This is a genomic window from Rhizobium sophoriradicis, assembly GCF_025200795.1.
In the GTDB taxonomy this organism is placed as follows: domain Bacteria; phylum Pseudomonadota; class Alphaproteobacteria; order Rhizobiales; family Rhizobiaceae; genus Rhizobium; species Rhizobium sophoriradicis.
Window position 1 is genome coordinate 3,593,105 of the sequence record NZ_CP104152.1, and the last position, 23,767, is coordinate 3,616,871.

22 protein-coding genes and 1 pseudogene are annotated in these 23,767 nt (G+C 61.8%); 9 read left to right on the top strand and 14 right to left on the bottom strand.

The genetic code is table 11. The annotated features are described in order from the left end of the window. Positions 1-68 precede the first annotated feature (68 nt). Complete coding sequence (cysE, locus tag N2597_RS17660) at positions 69-887, top strand: serine O-acetyltransferase (protein ID WP_038691363.1); 819 nt, start codon at positions 69-71, stop codon at positions 885-887. A 67-nt stretch (positions 888-954) separates the two neighbouring features. Here cysE and N2597_RS17665 read toward each other — a convergent pair whose 3' ends face one another. From N2597_RS17665 to odc2, 3 genes are all read right to left on the bottom strand, one after another. Further along, positions 955-1,983: a serine hydrolase domain-containing protein gene (locus tag N2597_RS17665; RefSeq protein ID WP_183599564.1), complete on the bottom strand. Its 1,029-nt coding sequence runs from the start codon at positions 1,981-1,983 to the stop codon at positions 955-957. Positions 1,984-2,204: 221 nt separating this feature from the next. Then, on the bottom strand, positions 2,205-2,795 hold the full coding sequence (locus tag N2597_RS17670) for a GNAT family N-acetyltransferase (RefSeq protein ID WP_106795917.1): 591 nt from the start codon (positions 2,793-2,795) through the stop codon (positions 2,205-2,207). Between the two features lie 94 nt (positions 2,796-2,889). Then, positions 2,890-4,023 (bottom strand): ornithine/lysine decarboxylase, encoded by a 1,134-nt coding sequence (gene odc2, locus N2597_RS17675; RefSeq protein WP_183599538.1) that lies wholly within the window; start codon positions 4,021-4,023, stop codon positions 2,890-2,892. A gap of 528 nt (positions 4,024-4,551) precedes the next feature. Here odc2 and N2597_RS17680 point away from each other — a divergent pair. From N2597_RS17680 to N2597_RS17690, 3 genes are all read left to right on the top strand, one after another. Continuing rightward, positions 4,552-5,445: a LysR family transcriptional regulator gene (locus N2597_RS17680; RefSeq protein WP_183599540.1), complete on the top strand. Its 894-nt coding sequence runs from the start codon at positions 4,552-4,554 to the stop codon at positions 5,443-5,445. Positions 5,446-5,573: 128 nt separating this feature from the next. Then, entirely contained in the window at positions 5,574-6,215 is a 642-nt protein-coding gene (locus tag N2597_RS17685) for a DUF1007 family protein (protein WP_077990744.1), read from the top strand. Next, positions 6,209-7,285 carry a nickel/cobalt transporter gene (locus tag N2597_RS17690; protein WP_096763712.1) on the top strand — a complete coding sequence of 359 codons (1,077 nt, stop codon included), beginning with the start codon at positions 6,209-6,211 and terminating at the stop codon, positions 7,283-7,285. Before N2597_RS17685 ends, N2597_RS17690 begins: the two co-directional genes overlap by 7 nt. 2 nt (positions 7,286-7,287) lie before the next feature. Here N2597_RS17690 and N2597_RS17695 read toward each other — a convergent pair whose 3' ends face one another. The 4 genes from N2597_RS17695 to N2597_RS17710 form a co-directional block, all read right to left on the bottom strand. After that, positions 7,288-7,494 (bottom strand): hypothetical protein, encoded by a 207-nt coding sequence (locus N2597_RS17695; RefSeq protein ID WP_010059443.1) that lies wholly within the window; start codon positions 7,492-7,494, stop codon positions 7,288-7,290. Beyond that, positions 7,491-8,186: a GNAT family N-acetyltransferase gene (locus N2597_RS17700; RefSeq protein WP_183599542.1), complete on the bottom strand. Its 696-nt coding sequence runs from the start codon at positions 8,184-8,186 to the stop codon at positions 7,491-7,493. Before N2597_RS17700 ends, N2597_RS17695 begins: the two co-directional genes overlap by 4 nt. A gap of 63 nt (positions 8,187-8,249) precedes the next feature. After that, positions 8,250-8,969, bottom strand: coding sequence for a tellurite resistance TerB family protein (locus tag N2597_RS17705; RefSeq protein ID WP_039622297.1), 720 nt, complete (start codon positions 8,967-8,969; stop codon positions 8,250-8,252). 104 nt (positions 8,970-9,073) lie between these two features. Beyond that, positions 9,074-9,712, bottom strand: coding sequence for a 2-dehydro-3-deoxy-phosphogluconate aldolase (locus tag N2597_RS17710; RefSeq protein WP_106795913.1), 639 nt, complete (start codon positions 9,710-9,712; stop codon positions 9,074-9,076). Between the two features lie 152 nt (positions 9,713-9,864). Between N2597_RS17710 and N2597_RS17715 the strand changes: the two genes are divergently transcribed. The 4 genes and pseudogenes from N2597_RS17715 (at position 9,865) to trhO (ending at position 12,843) form a co-directional block, all read left to right on the top strand. After that, complete coding sequence (locus N2597_RS17715; RefSeq protein ID WP_009993598.1) at positions 9,865-10,353, top strand: CYTH domain-containing protein; 489 nt, start codon at positions 9,865-9,867, stop codon at positions 10,351-10,353. Next, positions 10,331-11,301, top strand: a pseudogene (locus N2597_RS17720) (CHAD domain-containing protein). The gene N2597_RS17715 and the pseudogene N2597_RS17720 overlap by 23 nt, the downstream one beginning before the upstream one ends. A 65-nt stretch (positions 11,302-11,366) precedes the next feature. Then, complete coding sequence (locus N2597_RS17725) at positions 11,367-11,843, top strand: VOC family protein (RefSeq protein WP_077990750.1); 477 nt, start codon at positions 11,367-11,369, stop codon at positions 11,841-11,843. Between the two features lie 70 nt (positions 11,844-11,913). Then, complete coding sequence (trhO, locus tag N2597_RS17730) at positions 11,914-12,843, top strand: oxygen-dependent tRNA uridine(34) hydroxylase TrhO (protein ID WP_077990752.1); 930 nt, start codon at positions 11,914-11,916, stop codon at positions 12,841-12,843. Positions 12,844-12,884: 41 nt separating this feature from the next. Here the strand turns inward: trhO and N2597_RS17735 are convergent, their stop codons facing one another. Both N2597_RS17735 and N2597_RS17740 read right to left on the bottom strand, forming a co-directional pair. Then, a complete protein-coding gene (locus N2597_RS17735) occupies positions 12,885-15,098 on the bottom strand; it encodes a putative bifunctional diguanylate cyclase/phosphodiesterase (RefSeq protein WP_183599544.1) in 2,214 nt (737 codons plus the stop codon). A gap of 114 nt (positions 15,099-15,212) precedes the next feature. Then, on the bottom strand, positions 15,213-16,598 hold the full coding sequence (locus N2597_RS17740) for a GH1 family beta-glucosidase (protein WP_106795909.1): 1,386 nt from the start codon (positions 16,596-16,598) through the stop codon (positions 15,213-15,215). Between the two features lie 263 nt (positions 16,599-16,861). On the opposite strand from N2597_RS17740, the gene N2597_RS17745 reads away from it, so the two are divergent. Continuing rightward, positions 16,862-17,263 (top strand): DoxX family protein, encoded by a 402-nt coding sequence (locus tag N2597_RS17745; protein ID WP_077990758.1) that lies wholly within the window; start codon positions 16,862-16,864, stop codon positions 17,261-17,263. A gap of 82 nt (positions 17,264-17,345) precedes the next feature. Here N2597_RS17745 and N2597_RS17750 read toward each other — a convergent pair whose 3' ends face one another. The 5 genes from N2597_RS17750 to N2597_RS17770 form a co-directional block, all read right to left on the bottom strand. After that, positions 17,346-18,533: a Gfo/Idh/MocA family protein gene (locus N2597_RS17750; protein ID WP_077990760.1), complete on the bottom strand. Its 1,188-nt coding sequence runs from the start codon at positions 18,531-18,533 to the stop codon at positions 17,346-17,348. 200 nt (positions 18,534-18,733) lie between these two features. Then, a complete protein-coding gene (locus N2597_RS17755) occupies positions 18,734-19,786 on the bottom strand; it encodes a sugar phosphate isomerase/epimerase family protein (protein ID WP_183599546.1) in 1,053 nt (350 codons plus the stop codon). A gap of 248 nt (positions 19,787-20,034) precedes the next feature. Next, positions 20,035-20,982: a substrate-binding domain-containing protein gene (locus N2597_RS17760; protein WP_077990763.1), complete on the bottom strand. Its 948-nt coding sequence runs from the start codon at positions 20,980-20,982 to the stop codon at positions 20,035-20,037. Between the two features lie 85 nt (positions 20,983-21,067). Continuing rightward, positions 21,068-22,072: an ABC transporter permease gene (locus tag N2597_RS17765; RefSeq protein WP_039622312.1), complete on the bottom strand. Its 1,005-nt coding sequence runs from the start codon at positions 22,070-22,072 to the stop codon at positions 21,068-21,070. A gap of 137 nt (positions 22,073-22,209) precedes the next feature. Continuing rightward, positions 22,210-23,736 carry a sugar ABC transporter ATP-binding protein gene (locus tag N2597_RS17770; protein ID WP_038691393.1) on the bottom strand — a complete coding sequence of 509 codons (1,527 nt, stop codon included), beginning with the start codon at positions 23,734-23,736 and terminating at the stop codon, positions 22,210-22,212. Positions 23,737-23,767: the final 31 nt, after the last annotated feature.

Below are 23,767 nucleotides of genomic sequence, written 5' to 3' on the forward strand. Positions count from 1 at the left end.
GCTTTGCATGGGCCAAACATGAAAAATCACGCAGGTATTCCTGCGCGTGGGTGACAGAGGAAATGCCAATGCCGAAATCGACCGGCCTCGGTGTAGCCGAGCAACAGCCGCCGCCTTTGGGTGATGCGTCCGTCTGGAACGCCATCCGCGCCGAGGCAGCCGAGCTTGCGGCGCGAGAGCCGATATTGCGGCGGCTGCTTGCCGCAGAGGTGACGGATGCCATCGGCAATAATGAGATCCTTGCCCGGGTACTCGCCGCCCGGCTTTCCGTGACGCAGGTGGAAACAGGCAATCTGTTGGATCTCATCCTGTCGACCCTGAGCGACGACATCATGCGGAAGGTCGAGGCGGACCTCGCAGCCGTGCGCCAGCGCGATCCCGCTTGCACGACATTTCTGCACGCGCTCCTCAACCTCAAGGGCTTTCATGCGCTGCAGACGCACCGCGTCGCCCACGCGCTCTGGAACGCCGGCCGGCCGGAGATCGCCACCTGGCTCGCCAATCTCGCCTCGCTGGTCTTCGGCCCCGATATTCATCCGGCCGCACGAATCGGCGCTTCCATCATGCTCGACCACGGCTCGGGAATCGTCATCGGCGAAACGGCCGTGATCGAGGATGAAGTATCAATCCTGCAGGGCGTCACGCTCGGCGGCACCGGCAAGGAAACCGGTGACCGCCACCCGAAGATCCGCCATGGCGTCATGATCGGCGCCGGCGCCAAGATCCTCGGCAATATCGAAATCGGCGCCTTCAGCAAGATCGCCGCCGGCAGCGTCGTGCTGAAGCCGGTTCCCGAACATTGTACGGTCGCCGGCGTGCCGGCCACCGTCGTGCGCATCCACCGCGCCGACGAAATCCCGGCCGAGACCATGGATCAAAATATCTAGATCTTTCCGAAATGTGCTTCGGTCGTTATGCGGCCTGCTGATTGTCCAAGATGCACGGGCGCTTTAATCAGGCGGCCCGCACCGCGCCGATGATGTCAGCCAACAGACCGTGCAGCAGATCCCGGTAGCCATTTCGGGCGGACGGACCGCTCTCTTCCGAAGTCATGACGACCGTCAGATCGAGCGACGGCACGATATAGAGCATCTGCCCGCCGTAACCCCAGGCGAAATGCACCTGCTCGCCGCCGATCTGCCGCGTGAACCAGCCATAGCCATATTCGTCGCCCGAAAAGCGTGAGTTGGTGCGATGCTGCCACGATCGGGAGATCCAGTCGGCGGGGATGACCTGGCGGCCTTCGGCGGTCTTGCCGCCGTTGCGATAGAGTTCGCCGAAGGCAAGCAGGGAGCGGGCGCTCATCGCCATCTGGTTGCCGCCGAGATAGATGCCCTGCGGATCGCGCTCCCATGCGCCGATGCGGAAACCGTCGACCGGACCCAGCCATTCCTGCGCCAGGGCCAGCGTCGACCGCCCGCTGACCTTGGTGAGAATGGCCGACAGCAGATGCGTGGATGCGGTGGAATAGAGCATTTCTCCACCGGGCTGATCGACGAAAGGCTGCGAAAGGGCAAAACGCACCCAGTTACGCGAGGAGACCCAGCGGCCGTAATTCGGCCCCGACATGCGATCGAGCCCAGTCTGCATGGAGAGAAGATTGCCGATGGTGATGTCGTTGAGGCGCGGATCGGGTGTTTCAGGCAGATCGGCCTTCAGGATCGGTGCGATCTTCTGATCCGGCCCCCTCAGCAGGCCTTTGTCGATAGCGATACCGACCAGCGCCGAAATGATCGACTTCGAAGCGGATTTGATATTGGTCGATTCTGCCGGTGAATGACCGTGGAAACCGCGTTCGGCAAGCACCCGCCCGCCGCGCGCGACGATCACCACCTTGAGCGGCCGCATCGCCGGGTCATCAGCCGCCTGATCGAGACGCGGGTCAAGCCCGGTGCTGGCGCGGGCTACGCTCTGGGCAGTGGCCGGCGCCGTTGTGGCAAGCGGCAGAGAGAAAAGAAGCAGAAAGGAGAGAACACGGAGCATGCGGCGCAAGATAGGATATCTCAGCGATATCTTCGCGGGCCGGCGGCACTTTTCACGCGATTGTGTTGCCGCGTGCGCCGGTGATCATGCGCCGCGTCGGCCGCCAAAAGGACAATCCGCGCCGCAACCACGGCAGGCCCGCCTGCCTCCATGATCAAACGGCGCGGATATTGCCGGCCGGGGTAAGGACGTTCCACCCCCGCCAGCCGATCGGCACAGCCTCAGGCGGCGCGGCGAACCGGCGCGCCGGTCAGCATGCGCCCCGAGGGGACGATCATGCCGGCCGCGCCGTCAAGCCAGCCTTCCGTGAGCTCGAGCGCCAGAAAGCGCGAGCGTTCGAACGGACCCGGCATGACAAGATGGCGAGCCTTTTCGGCGAAGAAGCCGAAACGCTCGTAATAGGCGGCGTCGCCGACGAGCAGGACAGCGCCGTGCCCACGGTTCTTCGCCTCCAGGATCGCCGCGCGCATCAGCGCCGCGCCAATGCCCTTGCCGCCGTGACGGCCATCCACGGCGAGCGGACCGAGCAGCAGCGCATTGATCGGCGTGCCTGCATCATTGACGCCGGCCTCGACGTTCCAGAGCCGCACCGTGCCGATGACATGACCGTCGCGGTCACGCGCGACGAGCGCCAAGCCCTCGGCCGGGACACGGTTGCGGCGAATCTTCTCCGACGACTTCTTGCGGCGGTCCGGTCCCATGACGCGGTCGAGCAAGTTTTCACGGGCAACGACATCCGAGGGATTTTCGGCGTCGATGGCGAAGGTGGTGGGCGCAAAGAATGCGCGGACAGAATCAAGAACAGCGGCCATCTTGGCCTCCCGTACCCAATACCGTTATCAGCGGCGATGAATGAAAATTGTGAAGTTGCCGCCCCGGCTGGTTACGGGGCCGGCGGAAACGACCTTAGATGACGTAGGCCTTCAGCGGCTCGAAGCCGTTGAAAGCGACCGCCGAATAGGTCGTCGTATAGGCGCCGGTGCCTTCGATCAGGACCTCGTCGCCGATCGAAAGGGAGATCGGCAGCGGATAGAGGTTCTTCTCGTAGAGCACGTCGGCCGAATCGCAGGTCGGGCCGGCGATGACGCAGGGTTCCATCTCGTCGCCGTCGTGCTCCGTGCGGATCGGATAGCGGATGGCTTCATCCATCGTCTCGGCGAGACCGCCGAACTTGCCGATGTCGAGGAAGACCCAGCGGGCATCGTCATTGTCCGACTTCTTCGAAATCAGCACGACTTCCGCCTTGATGACGCCGGCATTGCCGACCATGCCGCGGCCCGGCTCGATGATCGTCTGCGGGATCTGGTTGCCGAAATGCGTGCGCAGCGCCTGGTAGATCGACTTGCCGTAAGCCTCTGCCGACGGAACGTCGCGCAGATACTTCGTCGGGAAGCCGCCGCCCATGTTGACCATCTGCAGGTGAATGCCCTGCTTGGCAAGCGATACGAAAACGCGCTTCGCATCGGCGAGTGCCGAATCCCAGGCATCGACCTTGGTCATCTGCGAACCGACATGGAACGAGACGCCGTAGGACTGCAGGCCGAGCTGGTGGGCGTAGACGAGAACGTCGACGGCCATCTGCGGAACGCAGCCGAACTTGCGCGACAGCGGCCATTCGGCGCCTTCGCCATCGGTCAGCACCCGGCAGAAGACACGGGCGCCGGGAGCGGCGCGCGAGATCTTCTCGACTTCCTCGTGGCTGTCGACGGCAAAGAGGCTGACGCCGAGCGCATGAGCGCGAGCGACATCACGCTCCTTCTTGATCGTGTTGCCGAAGGAGATGCGGGCAGCGGCCGCACCGGCGTCGAGCGCCATTTCGATTTCGGCAACGGATGCGCAATCGAAATTGGAGCCGAGACCTGCGAGCAGCTTCAGCACCTCAGGGGCCGGGTTGGCCTTGACGGCGTAGTAGATCGCGCTGTCCGGCATGGCGTGACGGAAGGCCTGGAAATTGTCGCGAACGACATCGAGGTCAACCACGAGGCAGGGACCGTCGGGACGTCGGGTTGCGAGAAAGTCGCGGATGCGCTGGGTGGTCATATCGATTCCCTCTTCCAGTTCCAGAGCTCCGGCATGAACCGGAGGACAAAGGGCATACGAGAACTCGCATTGGAACCAGCCGGTGGAGACCCCGGAACCATAGCAAGCGCTCGATGCGCGGATAGTGAACCAACGCCGCGATGCGGTGTAAGTTCGGCTTTGTCTGCCATGGATTGGAGGGAGAATCCCAACCGCACTTCCGGCAATGATGGTGTGCCTCTTCAGTAACCCCCGCTGATGGAAAGCAGGGAGAGAACAAAAAGGCCCGCACCGTCGTTGCTTCAGGCGTCCTCGCATTTTCCGGTTGGCCGGAATAGCGACTGGAGGGGTTAATTCCAGGTACCTTACCGATTTCCTCACCAATTCGAGGGCTCGGCGGACACCCATGGGCACGTGCGACTTTGGGCTGAGGTGGAAATAAGAATATTCGCCTTCACAATCAAGCGTTTTTTTGATCTTGGGGTCAAAAAAATAATTGAACAGCTCGGGCCAATTTGTTCAACGTTTCGAAACAGCTTGGGGAAGGCCATGGACACTCTGACCCGCATACGCGCCTTCATCGATGTCGTCGAGGCCGAAGGCTTTTCCGCCGCCGCGCGCCGGACCGGCCGCTCGAAGGCACTGCTCTCCAAATACGTGCGCGAACTGGAGGATGAGCTCGGCGCGCTGCTGCTCAACCGTACCACCCGGCAGTTCTCGATGACCGAGGCCGGCCATACCTACTACCGCACCGCCTCCGATATCCTCAAGGAGATCGACAACCTCGCCGATCTCGTGCGCGAAAACAATGCGCAGCTCAAAGGACGGCTGCGCATCTCGGTGCCGCGCACCTTCGTCGACGCCGATGTCGGCCAGTCGCTGATCGATTTCGCCAGTGAGAACCCCGAGGTTTCGCTGGAGATCGCCGCCGACGACCGCTTCGTCGATCTGATCGAGGAAGGTTTCGACGTGGCGATCCGCATCACCAAGCTCGAGGATTCCGGCATGATCGCCCGCAAGATCTCCGATTTCCGGATCCATCTCTGCGCCACCCCGGAGTTTCTCACCCGCTATCCGAACATCGAGCATCCGAGCGATATTTCCAACGTCCCTTTCATCGTCGACACCAACGCGCGCAGTCAGGCGAGCATCCGCTTCTACAATCCCGACAACACCTCGTTCGCGGTCGCCGTTTCCGGGCCGATAGAGGTCAACAGCCCGCATGCGACATTGCGCGCGGCCCTTGCCGGCATCGGTATTGCCTTCATTCCGGATTTCATCGCCCGCAAGCCGATCGAGAGCGGCGAACTGGTGACGCTGTTCAACGACTACATCCCGACCGACCGCGGCATCTATGCCGTCTATCCGCACCGGCGCTACCTGCCGGCCAAGGTGAGGATCTTCGTCGACTACCTGCACAACTGGTTCAAGAAGCATCCGTGAGGCTGCACCAAATGATCCGCGCGGCCGGACGATCGGGTGATCCCGGGCAAGTTCAGCCGGCAGGCCGTCCCAATTCCGTCCCAATTTCTGGCAAGAACTCGGGTCGAGCGAATAAGGCAGCGGGACGCATGAAAAAATCCATACCATTGATGACCGCGCTTCTTTCGCTGGCGCCAGCCGCCGCCTTTGCGCATCCGCACATCTTCGTGGAGGCGCGGCTCGAAGTCGTTGCCGGCGCTGACGGCAGCGTCGAGGAACTGCGCAATGTCTGGCGCTTTGACGAGGTCTTCTCCTCCTCGGTCGTCATGGATTTCGACAAGAACACCGATCTGAAGCTCGAGCCGAACGAACTCGCGCAGGTCGGCAAAACGGTGAAGCAATCGCTTGCCGATTACGATTACTACATGAACCTGACGGTCAACGGGAAAAACGTCACCGTCCAGCAGCCCGACATCATCCATGTCGACTACAAGGATGGCCAGCTGCTGATGTTCTTCGCGGTGAAGCCGGCGGAGAAGATGCCGCTCAAGGGCAGGCTGAGCTTCGGCGTCTACGACCCGACGCTCTATACGTCGATCGACTTTCCGACCGACGCCGAACTTTCAATCGTCGGCGACGGCTTCAAGGCGTGCAAACACCAGGTGGTCAGGCCCGATGCCGACCAGGTGATCTCGGAAAACAAGCAGTCGTTGACCGATGCCTTTTTTAACGATCCCACCGGCACCAACATGTCCAAACTCTTCGCCACCCGGCTGGAGGTTACATGCTGACGAAACGCCCGTCCTTCATCCTTTCCGCAGCCCTTCTTGCGCTCGTGATGGCGGCAAGCCTCGCCCATGCGCAATCGCCCCTCGGCATCGGCACGGCCGAACCGAGTTTTCAACCGACTGGCGGACCGTTCGCACCGCTTTTGCTCTATGTGAACTATGAGCAGCAGGCCTTTTACCGGGCGCTGACGGATGCCTTGAAGGGCATGCGCGAGGATCCGTGGCAGCTGACATCGCTGATCGGTCTTTCCTTCGCCTACGGCGTCTTCCATGCCGCCGGCCCCGGCCACGGCAAGGCGGTCATCTCCTCATACATGATCGCCAACGAGGTCGAGCTGAAGCGCGGCGTGGTGATTTCCTTCATTTCGGCGTTCATCCAGGGCGTCGTCGCCGTCGCCCTGGTCGGCGGCGCCTGGCTGGTGCTGCGCGGCACAGGCATCACGCTGACGGCTGCGACCCATGCGATGGAAATCGCCAGCTTCGTCATGGTCATCTTCTTCGGCGGCTGGCTGCTGTTTCGCAAACTGCGCTCCATGGCGGGCAATTTGCCGCGCCGCCGGCTGATGGCGACATCCGCCGGCCCGGTCAGCATGATGCTCGATTGGAAGGACAACGCGTCCGAACGCCAGGCCTATGCCTTCAACGGCAAGGCGCAGGCCGTCGGCGCCGGCCATACCTTCGTTCCCGGCATGGTCTGCGAGACCTGCGGCAATGCCCATTTGCCGGATCCGGCCCTGCTCGCCGGCGACAAGTTCAGCGCCCGCGAGGCCTGGTCGGCGATCGTTGCCGTCGGCCTTCGCCCCTGCTCCGGCGCGCTCCTGGTCATGACCTTCTCGCTGCTGAACGGGCTTTATCTCGGCGGCATGCTGTCGGTCGCCGCCATGTCGCTCGGCACCGCGATCACCGTTTCCGTGCTTGCCACCCTCGCCGTCACCGCCAAGGGTGCTGCCGTCCGCCTCTCCGGACGCGGCTCGACCGCCTCGATCTGGATCGGCCACGCCATCGAAATCCTCGGCGCGCTTCTCGTCATCCTGATGGGCGTCTTGCTGCTCGGCGCCTCCCTGCAGGGCTGACCTTATTTTTCTCGGCCGCGCTGGTAACGCGCCCTGAGCCAGAAGACCGCGAAAAACGCCATGATCAGGCAGACGCCGACGGCAATTCCCAGCACCGGCGAGAAATTGCCGATCCATAAGACGATGGTCGGCAGAAAATAAATGACGAGGCCGGCGCCGAGCAGAATGATGGCGGCGGCGATCGCCTGCGAGCGGCTCTCCTGATTCACGCGAGCCTTTCCTTTTCCAGATCGGCGCGGATATCCTGCAATCGCCGGATCTGGTTGCCGGCGGCGTCGAAATTATGCGGCGAAAGCCAAGCCTCGAAGGCAGCGTTGATCAGCGGCCATTCGGCATCGATCATCGAGAACCAAGCGGTGTCGCGGTTGCGATGTTTGGAAATCATGTGCTGGCGGAACACGCCTTCGAAGCTGAAGCCGTACCGCACCGCCGTCGTCTTGCTCGCCTCGTTGTTATTGTCGCATTTCCATTCGTAGCGACGGTAGCCGAGATCCTCGAAGACGTGTTTGGCCATCAGGTAATGCGCCTCGGTGGACAGCGGCGACCGCTTCATGTCGGCGCCATGCGCCACCCCGCCGATCTCGACGACGCCGTTTGCCGGGTCGGCGCGCATATAGTTCGCCATGCCGACAATCTTGCCGGTGGCGTTGTCGCGGAAAATATGGGTGAGCCAGCCGGACTTGGTGTTGACGGCTTCCAGCCAGTTGGCGAAATCCTCGATACCGGAGAAATCGTCCTGCGCGAAATAAAGCAGCAGCGGGTTGATGCCCATGCCGCCGAGACCTTCCCACAGCGCTTCGAGATGCTCCGCACGCTGATAGGGCTCGACGGTGACGAAACGGCCCTTCAGCATCACCGGCTCCGGCGCCGGGCAGCCTTTGAAATTTGCAAGATCGCGCATGTTCACTCCCTTATGTAGGAGTGGGATAGGCCAGCCGCCCCATAAAGGCAACCGGCCGAGGTGTCACTGTGACAAGGTCGTCTTGGCGGAAGACACCGTCGCCTCGATATGGTCGACCAGCTGGTCGGCGAGGCCGAGCCTCCCGGCGAGCAGATCGAGGTAGCCGCGTTCAGCGCGCGAATCCGGTTCGATGGTGAGCCGCGAAGCGGTGTAGAGCTCAACACGCTGTTCTTCCGTCACCGCCGCTGCGACGAGAGCATCGATATCCGTCGGCGACGCGAGTTCATGTTCGATGAAGGCCGCAGCCTCGCCGCTGACATCGGCGGCCTTGACCTTGTCCATGATGAGGGCGCGTTCGGCATCGTCGATATGGCCGTCGGCCTTGGCGGCGGCGATCATCGCACGGATCAGCACCAGCACGAATTCGTTGCTGCCGGCAGGCGACGCCGGCCCGAAACCGGATTCGACAGGCGGCGGCAGAAGAACCGGATTGTTTGCCGAGGGTGCATCCGAGGGGGCTGCAGGCGCCTGCCCCGCCTGGTAATTCTTGTAGGCCTGGTAGCCAAGGCCGGCAATGGCGGCAAGACCGCCGATCGCCAGGGCATTGCCGGCAATACTGCGGCCGGTCTTGGTGCCGAGAAGTGCGGCGGCGATCGCACCGGTCTTCATCGGGTTGTTCTTTGCCGTCTGCACGGCATCGCCCGCCCTATCGCGGACCGATCCGCCGAGACCCGGCACCTGCGAACCCAAGAATTGGTCGAGAAGCTTCTTCGCGTCGAACATTCCTCGTCATCTCCCTGTTGAGGCTGGAGGAGAACATAGGTTTGCGACGGCTGAAATACAAATATGGGGCTCGCCAAGAAGCGCACCCCTAAGAAAATCCAATGTCAGGCCTTCAGAGCTGCCGCCTCGGCCGCAAGCTTGGTAATGCCTGCCCAATCGCCGGCGGCGACCAGTTCCTTCGGCGCCACCCAGGAACCGCCGACGCAGATGACGTTCGGCAGCGACAGGTAATCATTGGCGTTTTTCAGCGAAATACCGCCGGTCGGGCAGAACAGCGTGCCGGCAAGCGGTGAGGAAAGCGCCTTGAGAAAGGCGGCGCCGCCGGCCTGCTCGGCCGGGAAGAACTTCAGCACCTGGTAGCCTTCTTCGCGCAGCGCCATGACTTCGCTGGCGGTGGCAGCGCCCGGAAGCAGCGGCACGTCGGAATCGGCGGCGGCATCGAGCAGCTCCTGCGTCGTGCCCGGGCTGACGATGAACTTCGAACCGGCCTCGACGGCCGCTTCCCAATGGGCAGCATTGAGAATCGTACCGGCGCCGACTTCGGCGCCTTCGACCTCGGCGGCGACGGCGCGCACGGCTTCAAGGGCGGCCGGCGTGCGCATGGTGATCTCGATCGCCTTCAGGCCACCTGCGACGAGCGCGCGGGCCAGCGGCACCGCCGACTTGGCATCGTCGACGATCAAGACCGGGACGACCGGCTGGAGTTTCAGGATGGAAAGGAGCTTCTCTGTTTTCTCGCCCATGGCCGTGCGACTTCCTTGAAACGATTGAATTCGACCCCGAATAACGCCCTTGCGGAACCTTGTCGAGATAAAACCAATTCATATGACAGGTGGGTATGAAATACCGGGAAAGTGGGATACCGTGCCGCACTCGTCACAAAAGGTTCACCGATATGGCGAAAGAGATCGAGCGGAAGTTTCTGGTACGCAGCGATGGATGGCGGTCCGCCGTCGAAACGAAGTCCGTTCTCAGGCAGGGTTACATCGCCTCGATGGACGACCGTTCCGTTCGGGTGCGCACCCTTGACGGCAGGAACGCGAAGCTGACGATCAAGATCGGCCGCAGCGCCATCACCCGTGACGAATTCGAATATGACATTCCGATCGCCGATGCCGAGGAGCTGTTGCAGAACGCGGTCGGCATCGTCATCGAGAAAACGCGCTACCGCGTTCCGCATCAGGGCTTCGTCTGGGAGGTCGACGTTTTTGCCGGCGAGCATCGCGGACTTGTCATCGCTGAGGTGGAAATGGCGGCGGAAACCGACAACCCGGCCCTGCCCAGCTGGCTTGGCCGCGAAGTGACCGGCGATTTCCGCTATTCCAACCAAGCCCTTGCCACGGAGTATGGGCACGATAGGCATGGCCTATCGCATACGGCCTGACGCCGATTTCACCGAGGCGTTCCGGAGCGTCGCGACCGAGCAGCTGGAAAGCGCCATCACGGTTCTTGAGGAGCGACCGGACGGCGCGCATGAGGCGATCCATTCCTCCCGCAAGAACCTGAAGCGATTGCGCTCGCTCTACGGGCTCGTAGCGCGCGAGGCGCCGGAATTCCAAGAACATGAAAATACAAGGCTGCGCGATGTCGCACGCTCGCTGTCGGCAATCCGCGACGCAGCCGCTCTTATCGGCACGGCGCAATATCTGCAGCAGTCGGCCCGTGAGCCGGATGAGAACGAAGCGCTCGGCCGGATTGTCACTATTCTCGAAGGGCGGCGTGATTGGATGGCGGAGGCCGAAAGCGGCCTGGAGCAACGGCTCGCGGAAACCTCTGACGTTCTGAAAGAAGCGATTGCCGCCCGCGCTACAGTCTCATTTGATGGCGATCACCGCAAGAATGCCCGCAAGCTGGCAAACAGCTGGCGCCGCACCGCGCGCAAGGCCAAGGCTGCGCTCGCCGCCTGCCATGGCCAGGCAGCGCCGACGATTTCCACGATCTCCGCAAACGCACCTACGATTATCGACTCTATCACGCCCTTTTGCGCGACATCTGGCCGGGCGCGATGAAGGCCAAGCGCGATGTGGCCAAAGAACTCGTCGAGGATCTCGGTCATATTAACGACCTGGCCGTGCTCTGCGAACTGGTGGAAGCCGAGCCGCAGCTCTTCACCCGCAATGATGATCTGGCGCATCTGCTCGACGCCATCATCTTCCGCCAGCAGGAGGACCGGCGGCAGGCGCTTGTCAAAGCAGAAGCCATTTTCGCCGATGATCCCGACGAGGAAGCACAGGCGCATCGAGCTCCTCTGGCTGACGGTCGCAGGCTGAGCGGCGACGTCATTATTGCGATTGCGCCAGCGCCTCGTAAATGTCGAAAGAAAGCCCATTGACCTCAACCAGACTTGGGGTCCTACCCTCCGGCAACCGACCAAGCAGACCTGACTGCGAGGAAACAATGATTGCCGTAAATGCTGCTATGCCAAAGCTGCTCGGGCTCTACGAGACGCATCTGACCGTTGCCGACCTCAAGACCTCCACGGATTTCTACCGGGATGTCGTCGGACTCGAACCGGCGGCGTCATTCGAGGAGCGCAAAGTCGCTTTCCTCTGGGTGGACGACAGGAAGACTGGCATGCTCGGCCTTTGGGAAACCGGAACCGGACCCCTGAGGATGCGGCTGCATATTGCCTTCCGCATGACTGTCGAAGGTGTGCTGCAGGCGCCCGCCGCTCTCAAGGCAAAGGGTGTTGAACCTCTCGGCTTTACCGGCGAGCCGGCGACGGAGCCGGTGGTTCTCGGCTGGATGCCGGCCCTGTCGATCTATTTCAAGGATCCGGATGGACACTCGATCGAGTTCATCAGCATTCTCGACGACACTCCCGACCGAAGCTTCGGCGTGCGGCCGTTTTCGGAATGGACGGCGAAAGCATAATCGGTAACCGTCAAAGCCGCTACCGGCGAAGGCAATTGCGCAAGCCGCCGATTTTCTGTATTTCCCGGCCATGACCGACAGCCTGACACACACCGGCCCGTTCCTCGTAGCGGCGCTCTACCATTTCGTTTCCGTACCGCGCTTTGCCAGCCTGCAAGCGCCGCTGCAGGCGCTTTGCGAAGAGAACGGCGTCAAGGGAACGCTGCTTCTGGCGCATGAGGGCATCAACGGCACGATCGCGGGACCGGATGCCGGCATTGGCGCCGTGCTCGCCTTCCTGCGTGCCCAGCCGGAATTTGCGGGGCTGGAGCACAAGGAAAGCCGCGCGTCGAAAATGCCTTTCCTGCGTCTGAAGGTGAAGCTCAAGAAGGAAATCGTTACCATGGGCGTCGAAGACATCGACCCCAACAAGGTGGTCGGCACCTATGTGGCGCCTCAGGACTGGAACGCGCTGATTTCCGACCCCGATACGATCGTCATTGACACGCGCAACGATTATGAAACGGCGATCGGCACGTTTCGCGGCGCGCTCGACCCAAAGACGAAGACGTTCCGCGAATTTCCGGACTGGGTGCGTCAGAATTCCGGCCTGCACAACAAGCCGAAGATCGCCATGTACTGCACCGGCGGCATACGCTGCGAGAAGGCCACGGCCTTCATGAAGGCTGAGGGCTTCGACGAGGTCTATCATCTCAGGGGCGGCATCCTGAAATATCTGGAGGACGTGCCGCCGGAAGAAAGCCTCTGGGACGGCGCCTGCTTCGTCTTCGACGAACGCGTCTCCGTCGAGCATGGGCTGAAGGAGGGCGAACACAAGCTGTGCCACGCCTGCCGCAATCCGATCACTTCAGAGGAAATCACCTCGCCGCTCTATGAGGAAGGCGTTTCCTGCAGCCACTGCTATCACGCGCGCACCGAGGAAGACCGGCTGCGCTACCGTCAGCGGCAGCACCAGATCGCGCTGGCAAGAAAACGCGGCCAGCGGCATATCGGCAGCTGAGCCTGTTCCGTTGGACGGGTTTGCTGCCCGCGAATTCGCCGTCAGGCGGCCCCGAGACGGCGCCGGTTCGACGGCTCCGCAGCACGAAGCTCGTTGAGCATGTCGGTAATTCGCTCGGCCACCATGGGCTTTCCGAACAAGTAGCCTTGCAGACAGTCGCAGCCGAACAGGCGCATGGCGACGGCCTGACCTTCGGTCTCGATGCCTTCAGCTGTCACCGGGATATCGAGCGAACGGGCGAGCGCCACCGTCGCCTGCAGCATTTCGCGCTGGCGCTTGTCCTCGTTGACCCCCATGACCAGCGAGCGGTCGATCTTGATGCGGTCGAAGCCGAACTGCCTCAGATAACCTATCGAGGAGAAGCCGGAACCGAAGTCGTCGAGCGCCACTTTCACTCCCAGCCCCTTCAGCCGTTCGATCGACTGGCGGGTGCGCTGCGGATTCTGGATCATGTAACCTTCGGTGATCTCCAGCGTGATGCGGCTGGCCTCGATCTCCGTCTGCTTCAACACGTAGCGCACATAGTCGGTGAAGGCGGGATTGCGGAACTGGCCGGGCGAGACGTTGACTGAGACATTGAGTTCCGGCCATTGCTTGGCCGTCTCGCAGGCTTTGCGCAGCACAAACAGGCCGAGCGATTCGATCAGCCCGCTGGTCTCGGCGATTGGAATGAATATTTCAGGCGAAACAGGGCCGTGGCCCGGGCGGTTCCAGCGCACCAGCGCTTCGACGCCGTTCAGCGCATGCGTGGTTGCATCGACCAGTGGCTGATAGGCGAGCGTCAGGTCGCCGCTTTCGATGGCGATCCTGAGATCGAGCTCCAGCGCATTGCGCTGCTCGCGGTCCGCATCCATCGACGGATCGTAGAGCGTCATGCGCGCGCGACCGGCCTCCTTCGCCTTGTACATGGCAAGATCGGAACGGCGCACCAGCTCTTCGCGGTCGATCGCGCCGGCAGGCGACATGGCGATGCCTATGCTGGCCCCGACGACGACGACGCGGCGACCGATCTCCAGCGGATCGACCAGAAAATCGAGGATCTGCTCGGAAAGCTGCAGCGCCGCGGCATTCTCGCCGTCGGAGAGAAAGGCGATCGCAAATTCATCGCCACCGATGCGGGCGAGAACCGCACCTTGTGGAATCAACACCTTGAGCCCGGCCGCGACCGCGCGGATCAACTGGTCGCCGGTGCCGTGTCCATAGCTGTCATTGACTTCCTTGAAACCGTCGAGGTCGAGATAGAGGAGCAGCACATTGCGCCTGCTCTGGCGGGCTTCGGCGACAAAGCGGTCGACAGCCAGCCCGAGACCCTCGCGATTGGACAGCCCGCTCAGCCTGTCGCGCAGCGCCTCCTCGCGGGCCCTGTTTTCCTCCGCCTTCAAGCGGCGGCCGGCGAGCCAGCCGATGGCCAGCAGCACCACGAAAAACAAGCCGACCAGACCGAGCGCCTCGAGGACCATCGGCCGCACCTGCGCATAGGCCACATTCCCCGGTGAGCGCGAGGTCCAGACCAGCTTGCCGAGCGTGGCCCCCATCGGATCGACGATGGGCACCAGATAACCGGCGTTGAAGGTCGGCGGCGCCAGCCGCAGGCCACCGATGACATAGGTCTGGCCGAGCGCGCTCACCCTGTCGTCATCGAGATGACGGGCGAAAATAAGATAGCGATGTTGACCGGCCGGCACATCGAGTGCCCCGGATTTCTGCCGCACCAGGGCCACGCCGGCAGCTGCAATCCCGCGTTTGGTGCTGATGAAGCCGACGGCCTGAGGCCTGTCGACTGGGCCGGCCGCCTTCGCTGTATCGAGCAGCTTCCAGAGAGAAGGCCCGAAGAAATCTGCGAGCGGCTCCTCCATCGGCTTGCCGTCGCGATAGGCTATAATCGCATTCCTCGCATCATCGATGACGATCGCCATGTCGAAAAGCGAGCTATTGACCGACATCTCGCCGTAGTTGCTGATCGTCCACCCCATCCCATCTGGCGCGTAGACGTTGGCGGCGGCGTCGTCCCAGGCGGCATAATCGTCGAGCGTCGCGCCGAGCTGATCCTCGAAGGTCCTCAACGCGCCGATCGTCGTTTCGCGCGAGCGCTCGTCATCAAGGACATTGGCATTTTGAGCGACGCGTTCGATTGCCGTCAACACCATAATGGTGGCGACCGCAACGATGACCGCAAAGGAAAACAGCACGCCGGTAACGGTGATGTGACGGCCTATTCCCGATCCTTTGCGCTGCAATTTTCCGAGTATCTGCATTACCGCTCCCTGACCATCGGACTTTGCCAGCCAAGGGTTCAGAAACGTTTAAGCACGCGGCTGTTGCAGATCTTGTCGGTTCATTTTTTGCCCCGCTGCCGGCAGGATTCGCGCTCAGACAAACCGCTGACCCGGCTTGTGGTTTCCTTTCGGAAATTGCTCCGCGAGGTCGCGATACCATTTGCCGCTCTTCTTCACCGTGCGCAGCTGCGTCTCATAATCGACATGGACGAGGCCGAAGCGCATGCGGTAGCCTTCCGCCCATTCGAAATTGTCCATCAGGCTCCAGGCGAAATAGCCGCGCATCGGATAGCCGTCCATGATGAGATCTGCGACGACGTCAAGATGGTCGCCAAGATAGTCGAGGCGCATCGTGTCATTGACCTCGCCATCGGCGAGACCGGCATTGTCGCAGGCACCGTTCTCGGTGATGTAGCATTCCGGCAGATCGTAGCGGCGATAGAGACCCTCGACGAGGAGCTTCAGGCCCGGCGCATAGATTTCCCAGCCGATGTCGGTCTTGACGTCGGTTGCCGGCGGCGCTTTCACGGTCCACGGAAAATCGCCCTTGCGGTCAGCATCGTCGGCGACGCGCTCGGGCGTGTAGTAATTCAGACCCCACCAGTCGAGCTTCTGGCTGATCAGCTTCATGTCGCCGTCCTCGATGACAGGCATCCGGTCGCCGAGCGCCTCGACGAATTCCTTCGGATATTCGCCTTTGAAGACGGGATCGAAGAAGGCGCCGTTGTGGAACTGATGCGCGCGTTCGGCGGCGGCAAGATCGGCCGGGCTGTCCGAGCCCGGGATGATCGAGGCGGCATTGAGCACCAGGCCGACGGGTACGTTCGAAGCTTCCGAGCGGATCGCCTCGACCCCGAGGCCGTGGGCGAGGTTCATGGTGTGCATCGCGTGAAGGGCAGCCTGCATGTTGCGCTCGCCGGGAGCATGGATGCCATAGAGATGGCTCAGCCAGACGATGCACCAGGGTTCGTTGAAGGTCGCGACGGCGTCGAGACGGTCGCCGAGGCGGCTTATCACCGTCTTGGCATAACGCTGAAAGGCGTAAGCCGTCGAGCGCGCCGTCCAGCCGCCATCACCGGCAAGCAGCAACGGCAAGTCCCAATGGTAGAGCGTCGCAAAGGTCTTGATCCCCCGCGCCTTGCAGCCGTCGACCAGTCGGTCGTAGAAATCGAGGCCCGCTTCGTTCACCGGGCCTGTGCCATCGGGGATGATGCGCGGCCAGGCGATGGAGAAGCGATAGGCTTCGACACCCATCTCCTTGATGAGATCAAGGTCCTGCTCCAGCCTGTTGTAATGGTCGCAGGCAATTTCGCCATTATCGCGGTTATGGACGCGGCCGGGCATGTTGCAGAAAGCGTCCCAGATAGACGGCTTGCGGCCGTCGGCCTTGCTCGCGCCTTCGATCTGGAAGGCGGCGGTGGCAACGCCGAAGGTAAAGTCACCGGGAAAGCGGCTTGCAAGCGTCTTGGCATCGATCATCTCTAATCCCCGTCTCTGAGCATATGGACTGGCCATTGGGCCGGATTTAGCCAAGCCGAAAAGCAAAGTACAGGTCTCGGCCAAGAAAAGCTGCAACGTTGCAGTAGGAAGGGCGGAACGGCCATGACCGGCATCATTTGATCGCTTCGGACATCACGTTCCGACCGCAACGGATCTCATAACGCGAATGTCAGCAGTCGTGACTTGCTGCCGAGGCGGCGATCACTACACAGCGAAGACATCGCAAACATGAAAGGAACCCAATGCTGTCTTCGATCCATCTGCTGCAGCCGCATCTGCTGAGCCTGCTGCGCATCATCTCCTCGCTTGTGCTTTTCAGCTACGGCACGCAGAAGATCCTGCATTTTCCCGCCGCGGCAAGCGTGCCGCCGATGGGCTCGCTCTCCTGGATTGCCGGGCTGATCGAACTCACCCTCGGCTTCCTCGTCCTGGTCGGATTCCAGACCCGCATCGCGGCCTTCGTGCTTTCGGGCCTGATGGCCTTCGCTTATTTCATCGGCCATGCGGGAAAGAGCTTTTATCCCGCGCAGAATGGCGGCGTCGCGGCGATCCTGTTCTGCTTCGTATTTCTTTATCTGGTGGCGGCAGGCGCTGGGCCGCTCAGCGTCGACAGCTTGACGAAGCGCAACCGCGCTGCGGCCTGACGAATGACGGACAGGCCGAGGCAGCCAATGGCCGCCTCGGCATTTTCGCGGGCTCCGCCAATTTCACGCGGATCGCCAAGCCTCAGAGCTTGACCCAGGCGCCGTTTCTCTTCGACGAGGCAACACAGGCTTCGACGAAGGCGACACCCTTCACGCCGTCATCGACTGTGGGATAGACTACCGCCTTGTCGACCGCCTTGCCCTTCTTGCGGGCGTTGATCGCATGCGCGGCTTCCGTATAGATCGTCGCGAAGGCCTCGAGATAACCTTCCGGATGCCCTGACGGCACGCGCGTAACCCGGCCGGCAGCAGCTCCGGCGCCGGCGCCGCCACGGGTGATCAGCCGCTTCGGTTCACCGAAGGGCGTGTACCAGAGGTAATTCGGATCCTTCTGCGTCCATTCCAGGCCGCCCTTGCTGCCGTAGACGCGGACCATCAGGCCGTTCTCATGGCCGGGTGCGACCTGGCTGCACCAGAGCATGCCCTTGGCCGGCTTCTCCGAGCCCTTCGCCTTGAAACGCAGCATGACATGCGCATTGTCGTCCAGCCGGCGGCCGGGCACGAAGCTGTCGAGATCGGCGGCCAGGCTGTCGAGTTCCAGGCCCGATATGAACGAGGCCAGGTTATAGGCATGGGTGCCGATATCGCCTGTGGAGCCGCCGACGCCGGACTGGGCCGGATCGGTGCGCCAGGCGGCCTGCTTCTGGCCGGTCTGCTCGACCGCTTCGGTCAGCCAGTCCTGCGGATATTCGGCCTGGACGACTCTGATATCGCCGAGTTCGCCGTTCGCGATCATCTCGCGCGCCTGGCGGACCATCGGATAACCGGTGTAATTATGCGTCAGAATGAACAGCGCGCCGTTTTCGTCGGCGACCTTTTTCAGCTTCTTGGCATCGGCAAGGTTCGAGGTCAGCGGCTTGTCGCAAATGACGTGAATGCCGCGCTTCAGGAATTCCTTGGCCGCATCATAATGCACATGGTTCGGCGTGACGATCGCCACCGCCTCGATGCCGTTCTTCAGCTTCGCCTCGCGGATGGCCATCTCGCGGTAGCTGGAATAGGTCCTGGACGGATCGAGGCCGAGGTCGCGGCCGGACTGAACGGCCTTTTCAGGCGTCGACGACAGTGCGCCGGCAATGAGATCGTATTGATCGTCGATGCGCGCCGCGATCCGGTGCACCGCACCGATGAACGCGCCGGCGCCGCCGCCCACCATGCCGAGCCGGATGCGCGGCTCGCGGGTCTGTTCCGATGATGCTTCGATTGCCATTCTTGTCCTCCTGAAATTTGAACTTGTGCGGATGCGCCCCTCATCCGGCTGCCGCCACCTTCTCCCCGTTCTGACGGGGAGAAGGGGATATGCCGCGACCTCTCCATCCCTCGCTAACGTCTCGCAAGGCAAGTCCCCTCTCCCCGTCAGATCGGGGAGAGGGTTAGGGTGAGGGGCAGCCTCCATGCATGCCCGAAGTCTCAGAGCCCCAGCATCCGCCGGTTGGCCTCCTGATCCGTACCGCTGCCGGCAAAATCGTCGAAGGCTTTTTCGGTGACGCGGATGATATGGGCGGCGACGAATTCAGCGCCTTCGCGGGCGCCGTCCTCCGGGTGCTTCAGCGCGCATTCCCATTCGACCACGGCCCAGCCGTCGAAATTATTGGCCGTCATCTTCGAGAAGACGGCGCCGAAATCGACCTGGCCATCACCGAGAGAACGGAAGCGCCCGGCGCGTTCCACCCAGCCCTGATAGCCGCCATAAACGCCCTGGCGCCCAGTCGGATTGAATTCCGCATCCTTGACGTGGAACATCTTGATGCGGTCCTTGTAGATGTCGATGTTCTCGAGATAATCGAGGCACTGCAGGACATAGTGTGAGGGATCGTAGAGCATGTTGGCGCGCGGATGGTTCTTCACCCGCTCCAGGAACATCTCGAAGGTGATGCCGTCATGCAGGTCTTCGCCCGGATGGATCTCGTAGCAGACGTCGATGCCGTTTTCATCGGCATGGTTGAGGATCGGCATCCAGCGGCGGGCAAGCTCGTCGAAGGCGGTCTCGACCAGACCGGCGGGACGCTGCGGCCAGGGATAGATGAACGGCCAGGCCAGCGCGCCGGAGAAGGTCGCATGCGCCTTGAGGCCGAGATTCTTCGACGCGGTCAGCGCCATCTTGACCTGCTCGACCGCCCATTCCTGGCGGGCCTTCGGATTGCCCCGCACTTCGGGCGCTGCGAAACCATCGAATGCTTCGTCATAGGCCGGGTGAACGGCAACGAGCTGGCCCTGCAGATGTGTGGAAAGTTCGGTGATCTCGATGCCGTTTTGACGGGCCTTGCCGGCGAACTCGTCGCAATAATCCTTGGATGTCGCAGCCTTCTTCAGATCGATCAGCTGGCTCGCCCAGGTCGGCACCTGAACGCCCTTGTAGCCGATATCGGCTGCCCATTTGGTGATTGCGTCCCACGAATTGAAAGGCGCTGCATCGCCCGCGAATTGGCCAAGGAAAAGGCCGGGGCCCTTGATCGTCTTCATGTCAGATTCCTCCCTGAACATCGACCGTAAACGTTTCTGATAACTTGTAGCACGCAATTTTGCGGGAGCAAGGCGCTTCCTTGCTTGCTGTCGTATTTGGCGCAGAGCCGGATGGTGTATGGCTGCGAACTAACCATGATGGGCATTGGCGGGCAAGAGGTACGTGCAGCATTTTCGCCTGCTCGCCAAAACGACGGCAAAAAAATGCGCCCATCCTTACGAATGGGCGCGCTTGCATAGCGGATCAATCAGAACGGAGAATCCGGGAAGTAGAAGTCCTTGGCATTCTCCTTGGTGACGAGCGTCGCGTCGAGGATGTAGTTGCCGTGGACGGGAACCTGGTCGTAGAGAGCAGCCGCCGTCAGCTCCATCGCCGTGCCGACCATTGCCGGCGGATAAAGAACGTCAACCGGGATCAGCTTGTCGCCGTCCATGACCTTCTTGATCATGTCCTTGGAACCGGCACCGGCGACGACATACTGGATGTCGGTGCGCTTGGCCTGCTCGATCGCCTGAAGAACGCCGACGGCCATGTCGTCGTCCTGGCACCATACGACATCGATTTTCGGGTACTTGGTCAGATAGTCCTGCATGACCTTGAAGGCGTCGTCGCGGTTCCAGTTGCCGTACTGGCGATCAAGAACCTTGACTTTCGAGCCGGCGATGCCCTTGTCGAAACCGTCCTGGCGCTGCTGGTCGATGGGGATCGGCAGGCCGCGGATGACGACGACTTCAGCCTCCGGGGTTTTTTCGGCAATGTATTTGCCGGCGACTTCGCCGAGCGCCGGATTGTTGCCGGCGACATAGAGGTCGCGCACGGAGTTGTCGTTGTTCGACGGTGCACGGTCGACCAGCGCCACGAACTTGCCCTTGTCCTTGACTTCCTTGATGGCGTTGACGAGCGGATCCGGATCCGAGGGCAGGATGACGAGCGCATCGATGCCCTGCGTATCGAGGTCCTGCACAGCATTGGCCTGCGTCGCAGCATCCGGCGAAGTCTTGACGATGACGTTCAGACCCGGATGTTCGGCCATCAGCTTCTTGGCAATACGCTCGGCATGGAACACGACCCCGGAAGTCCAGCCGTGATCGGCCGCCGGAATGGATACGCCGATCGTGTAGTTCTTGTCCTGGGCGTAGGCTGCGCCGGCAAAAGCCACCCCCGCAACCGCCAGACCCAACATGAGCTTGCGCATGCTATTTCCTCCCAAAAATATCAGGGACTTTTCCAATCCGAGCCGGGTGCCCTGTAAAGCCCGGCCAATCCGAGAACCGCCTGCCTTACGATTTGCGCACCAGCGACCGCTGCACCAGCATGGCGATGATGATGATCGCACCCTGGATCGCGCCGATCAGATACTCGCTGATGAAGTTCGAGAGCAGCATGATGTTGCCGACGAGTTCGAGAATGAAGGCGCCGCAAATCGTGCCCCAGACGCGGCCGGCGCCACCCTTGAGGGCCGTGCCGCCGACGACGACCGCGGTAATGGCCTGCAGTTCCCACAGAATGCCGGTCGTTGCCGAGGTGGAGCCGAGACGCGGCACATAGAGCAGCACGGCGATCGCCACGCAGAGGCCCTGGATGACAAAGGCAATGGTGCGCACGCGATTGACCGCGATGCCCGAATAGCGCGCGACGTCACTGTTCGAACCGACAGCGACGACATGGCGGCCGTAACGCGTGCGGTAGAGGATAAAGGCCGCAATCGCGGTCACGACGAGGATCACCACGATCGGAACCGGAAGACCGAGAATATTGCCGAAATAGGCCGGCCGGTAGAGCGTCTGGATGTCGCTCGAGCGCAGCGTGATCGCGCCGCCCTGCGACAGCCAGGTGGTCAGGCCGCGATAAATGCCCATGGTGCCGAGCGTGGCGATGAAAGGTTCGATTTTGCCGACGGTGGTGATGAGGCCGTTTGCGAGGCCGCAAAGAGCACCCGCAATGACTGTGAAGAGCACAGCCGCCGTCAGCATCAGCACCGGATCGGCAATGACGCCCGAATTGATCAGCAGGATCATTAGACTGGCGACAAAGGCCACCATCGCGCCGACGGAAAGATCGAGATCTCCGGCCGAGATCACGAAGGTCGCGCCGACAGCGATAATGGCGATGAAGGCGCAGCGTGTCGCGACGTTGGCAAGATTGGTGATGCCGATGAAATTCGGATTGACCAGTGCGCCGACGATGAGAAGCAAGGCCAAAGCGGCAAAGGGTGCAACTGCGCGCAGATCAACGTCACGCCAGGACCTGCGCCGGATTTCCCTGGTCTCCTCGTTAACACTCATGTCCAAAACCAACCTCCCGTCCCAGACTGCCTGGGCCTTTATCTATTGTCCGCGTCGGCAAAGTCCCGCCCGCTCTCAGCTCTTAATTCTCTGCTGTCGTCTTCCGAACCCGCGGCATGCTGTTGGGCGACATGCATTTAGGCCGCCGCCTTCTTCTTGAGCCCGGCGGCGTAGCGCATGATCTCCTGCTCGGAAATCTCGTCTCCCTCGAGCACGCCGACAATATGTCCCTCGCGCATCACCACCACCCGGGTGCAGAGTCCGATTACCTCGGGCATTTCCGAGGAAACGACGATGATCGACCGGCCGTCGCGGGCGAGCGCCGAGATGAAATGATAGATCTGCTGCTTGGTGCCGACGTCGATGCCGCGGGTCGGCTCGTCGATGATGATGATGTCAGGCTCGGTCTCCATCACCTTCGCCAAGAGCAGCTTCTGCTGGTTCCCGCCGGACATGCGGCCGGCAATGATATTGCCGTCGCGAACCCTGATGTCGAAGCGGCGCTTGGCCGTCGCCAGCGCAGCCGCTTCACTGCCGGGGCTGAGATAACCGTGGCGAGAATGCCGTCCGAGCGATTGCAGCGTCAGATTAGTCATCATGCCGGAGCGCAGCAGCAAGCCCTTCGACTTGCGGTCCTTGGTCATGTAGGCAAGCCCGCAGCGGTTGGCCGCATGCACATCACCGGAGGGAACGTTTTGCCCCTTGATGACCACTTCCCCCTCAAGGCGGGTTCGCAGGCCGGCGATCGCCTCCATCAATTCGGTGCGGCCGGAGCCGATCATCCCGGAAAAGCCGATAATCTCGCCCTTGCGCACCTCAAAGCTCGCATCCCTGACATAACCAGTCGACACCGAGGAGACGCTCAAGACGATTTCCTCGTCGACATCCGGCTCGACTTTGGCGGGATAGAGGCTGGAAAGCTCGCGGCCGACCATCAGCTGCGCAATCGATTCCCCGTCGAGGATTGATGTCGGTGACGTCTTGACCCACTGGCCGTCGCGCAGCACTGTCACCCGATCGGTCAATTCCATCACTTCGTCGAGCTTGTGGGAGACGAAGACGAAGCTGGTGCCCTGGTCGCGCAGCTTGCGGACCTGCTTGAAGAGCATATTCGTCTCTTCCCGCGACAGCACGGCCGTGGGTTCGTCCATGAACACGACACGCGCGTCGCGGCTGATTGCCTTGGCGATCTCGACCATCTGCTTGTCGGCGATGGAAAGCGTGCTGATCAGCGCATTTTCGTCGACATGCGAGCCGAGCACATCGAGGACCTTGCGCGTTTCCGACCGCATGTATTTGCGGTCGAGCACGCCGAAACGCGTCACCTCACGCCCGAGAAAGAGGCTCTCCGTCACGGTCAGGTGTTCGGCAAGATTGAATTCCTGGTGGATGATGACGATGCCGAGCGCCTCCGCCGCGCCATTGGGCGGCAGCACGACAGGCTTGCCGTCGAGCAGGATTTCACCGGAACTCGGCTGCTCGAAGCCCGACAACACCTTGACAAGGGTGGACTTGCCGGCACCGTTCTCACCCATGAGGGCATGGATCTCGCCGGCGCGGAGATCGAAATTGACGCTGAAGAGGACCTGCACGCCGCTGAAAGATTTGCATATTCGCCTGGCGGACAGCACCACGGGTGCGGTGTCGGCGATTTCCACGGTCATCATGCCTCCCCCAGAGCGCTGTGCAATCGGC

What these genes read in the sequence shown, in the direction of transcription:
- N2597_RS17725 (WP_077990750.1), top strand. Translation starts at nt 11,367, where the DNA reads ATGATTGCCGTAAATGCTGCTATGCCAAAGCTGCTCGGGCTCTACGAG.
- N2597_RS17760 (WP_077990763.1), bottom strand. Translation starts at nt 20,982, where the DNA reads ATGCGCAAGCTCATGTTGGGTCTGGCGGTTGCGGGGGTGGCTTTTGCC.
- odc2 (WP_183599538.1), bottom strand. Translation starts at nt 4,023, where the DNA reads ATGACCACCCAGCGCATCCGCGACTTTCTCGCAACCCGACGTCCCGAC.
- N2597_RS17755 (WP_183599546.1), bottom strand. Translation starts at nt 19,786, where the DNA reads ATGAAGACGATCAAGGGCCCCGGCCTTTTCCTTGGCCAATTCGCGGGC.
- N2597_RS17665 (WP_183599564.1), bottom strand. Translation starts at nt 1,983, where the DNA reads ATGCTCCGTGTTCTCTCCTTTCTGCTTCTTTTCTCTCTGCCGCTTGCC.
- N2597_RS17680 (WP_183599540.1), top strand. Translation starts at nt 4,552, where the DNA reads ATGGACACTCTGACCCGCATACGCGCCTTCATCGATGTCGTCGAGGCC.
- N2597_RS17705 (WP_039622297.1), bottom strand. Translation starts at nt 8,969, where the DNA reads ATGTTCGACGCGAAGAAGCTTCTCGACCAATTCTTGGGTTCGCAGGTG.
- N2597_RS17670 (WP_106795917.1), bottom strand. Translation starts at nt 2,795, where the DNA reads ATGGCCGCTGTTCTTGATTCTGTCCGCGCATTCTTTGCGCCCACCACC.
- cysE (WP_038691363.1), top strand. Translation starts at nt 69, where the DNA reads ATGCCGAAATCGACCGGCCTCGGTGTAGCCGAGCAACAGCCGCCGCCT.
- N2597_RS17750 (WP_077990760.1), bottom strand. Translation starts at nt 18,533, where the DNA reads ATGGCAATCGAAGCATCATCGGAACAGACCCGCGAGCCGCGCATCCGG.
- N2597_RS17700 (WP_183599542.1), bottom strand. Translation starts at nt 8,186, where the DNA reads ATGCGCGATCTTGCAAATTTCAAAGGCTGCCCGGCGCCGGAGCCGGTG.
- N2597_RS17765 (WP_039622312.1), bottom strand. Translation starts at nt 22,072, where the DNA reads ATGAGTGTTAACGAGGAGACCAGGGAAATCCGGCGCAGGTCCTGGCGT.
- N2597_RS17740 (WP_106795909.1), bottom strand. Translation starts at nt 16,598, where the DNA reads ATGATCGATGCCAAGACGCTTGCAAGCCGCTTTCCCGGTGACTTTACC.
- N2597_RS17735 (WP_183599544.1), bottom strand. Translation starts at nt 15,098, where the DNA reads ATGCAGATACTCGGAAAATTGCAGCGCAAAGGATCGGGAATAGGCCGT.
- N2597_RS17685 (WP_077990744.1), top strand. Translation starts at nt 5,574, where the DNA reads ATGAAAAAATCCATACCATTGATGACCGCGCTTCTTTCGCTGGCGCCA.
- N2597_RS17690 (WP_096763712.1), top strand. Translation starts at nt 6,209, where the DNA reads ATGCTGACGAAACGCCCGTCCTTCATCCTTTCCGCAGCCCTTCTTGCG.
- trhO (WP_077990752.1), top strand. Translation starts at nt 11,914, where the DNA reads ATGACCGACAGCCTGACACACACCGGCCCGTTCCTCGTAGCGGCGCTC.
- N2597_RS17715 (WP_009993598.1), top strand. Translation starts at nt 9,865, where the DNA reads ATGGCGAAAGAGATCGAGCGGAAGTTTCTGGTACGCAGCGATGGATGG.
- N2597_RS17745 (WP_077990758.1), top strand. Translation starts at nt 16,862, where the DNA reads ATGCTGTCTTCGATCCATCTGCTGCAGCCGCATCTGCTGAGCCTGCTG.
- N2597_RS17770 (WP_038691393.1), bottom strand. Translation starts at nt 23,736, where the DNA reads ATGACCGTGGAAATCGCCGACACCGCACCCGTGGTGCTGTCCGCCAGG.
- N2597_RS17710 (WP_106795913.1), bottom strand. Translation starts at nt 9,712, where the DNA reads ATGGGCGAGAAAACAGAGAAGCTCCTTTCCATCCTGAAACTCCAGCCG.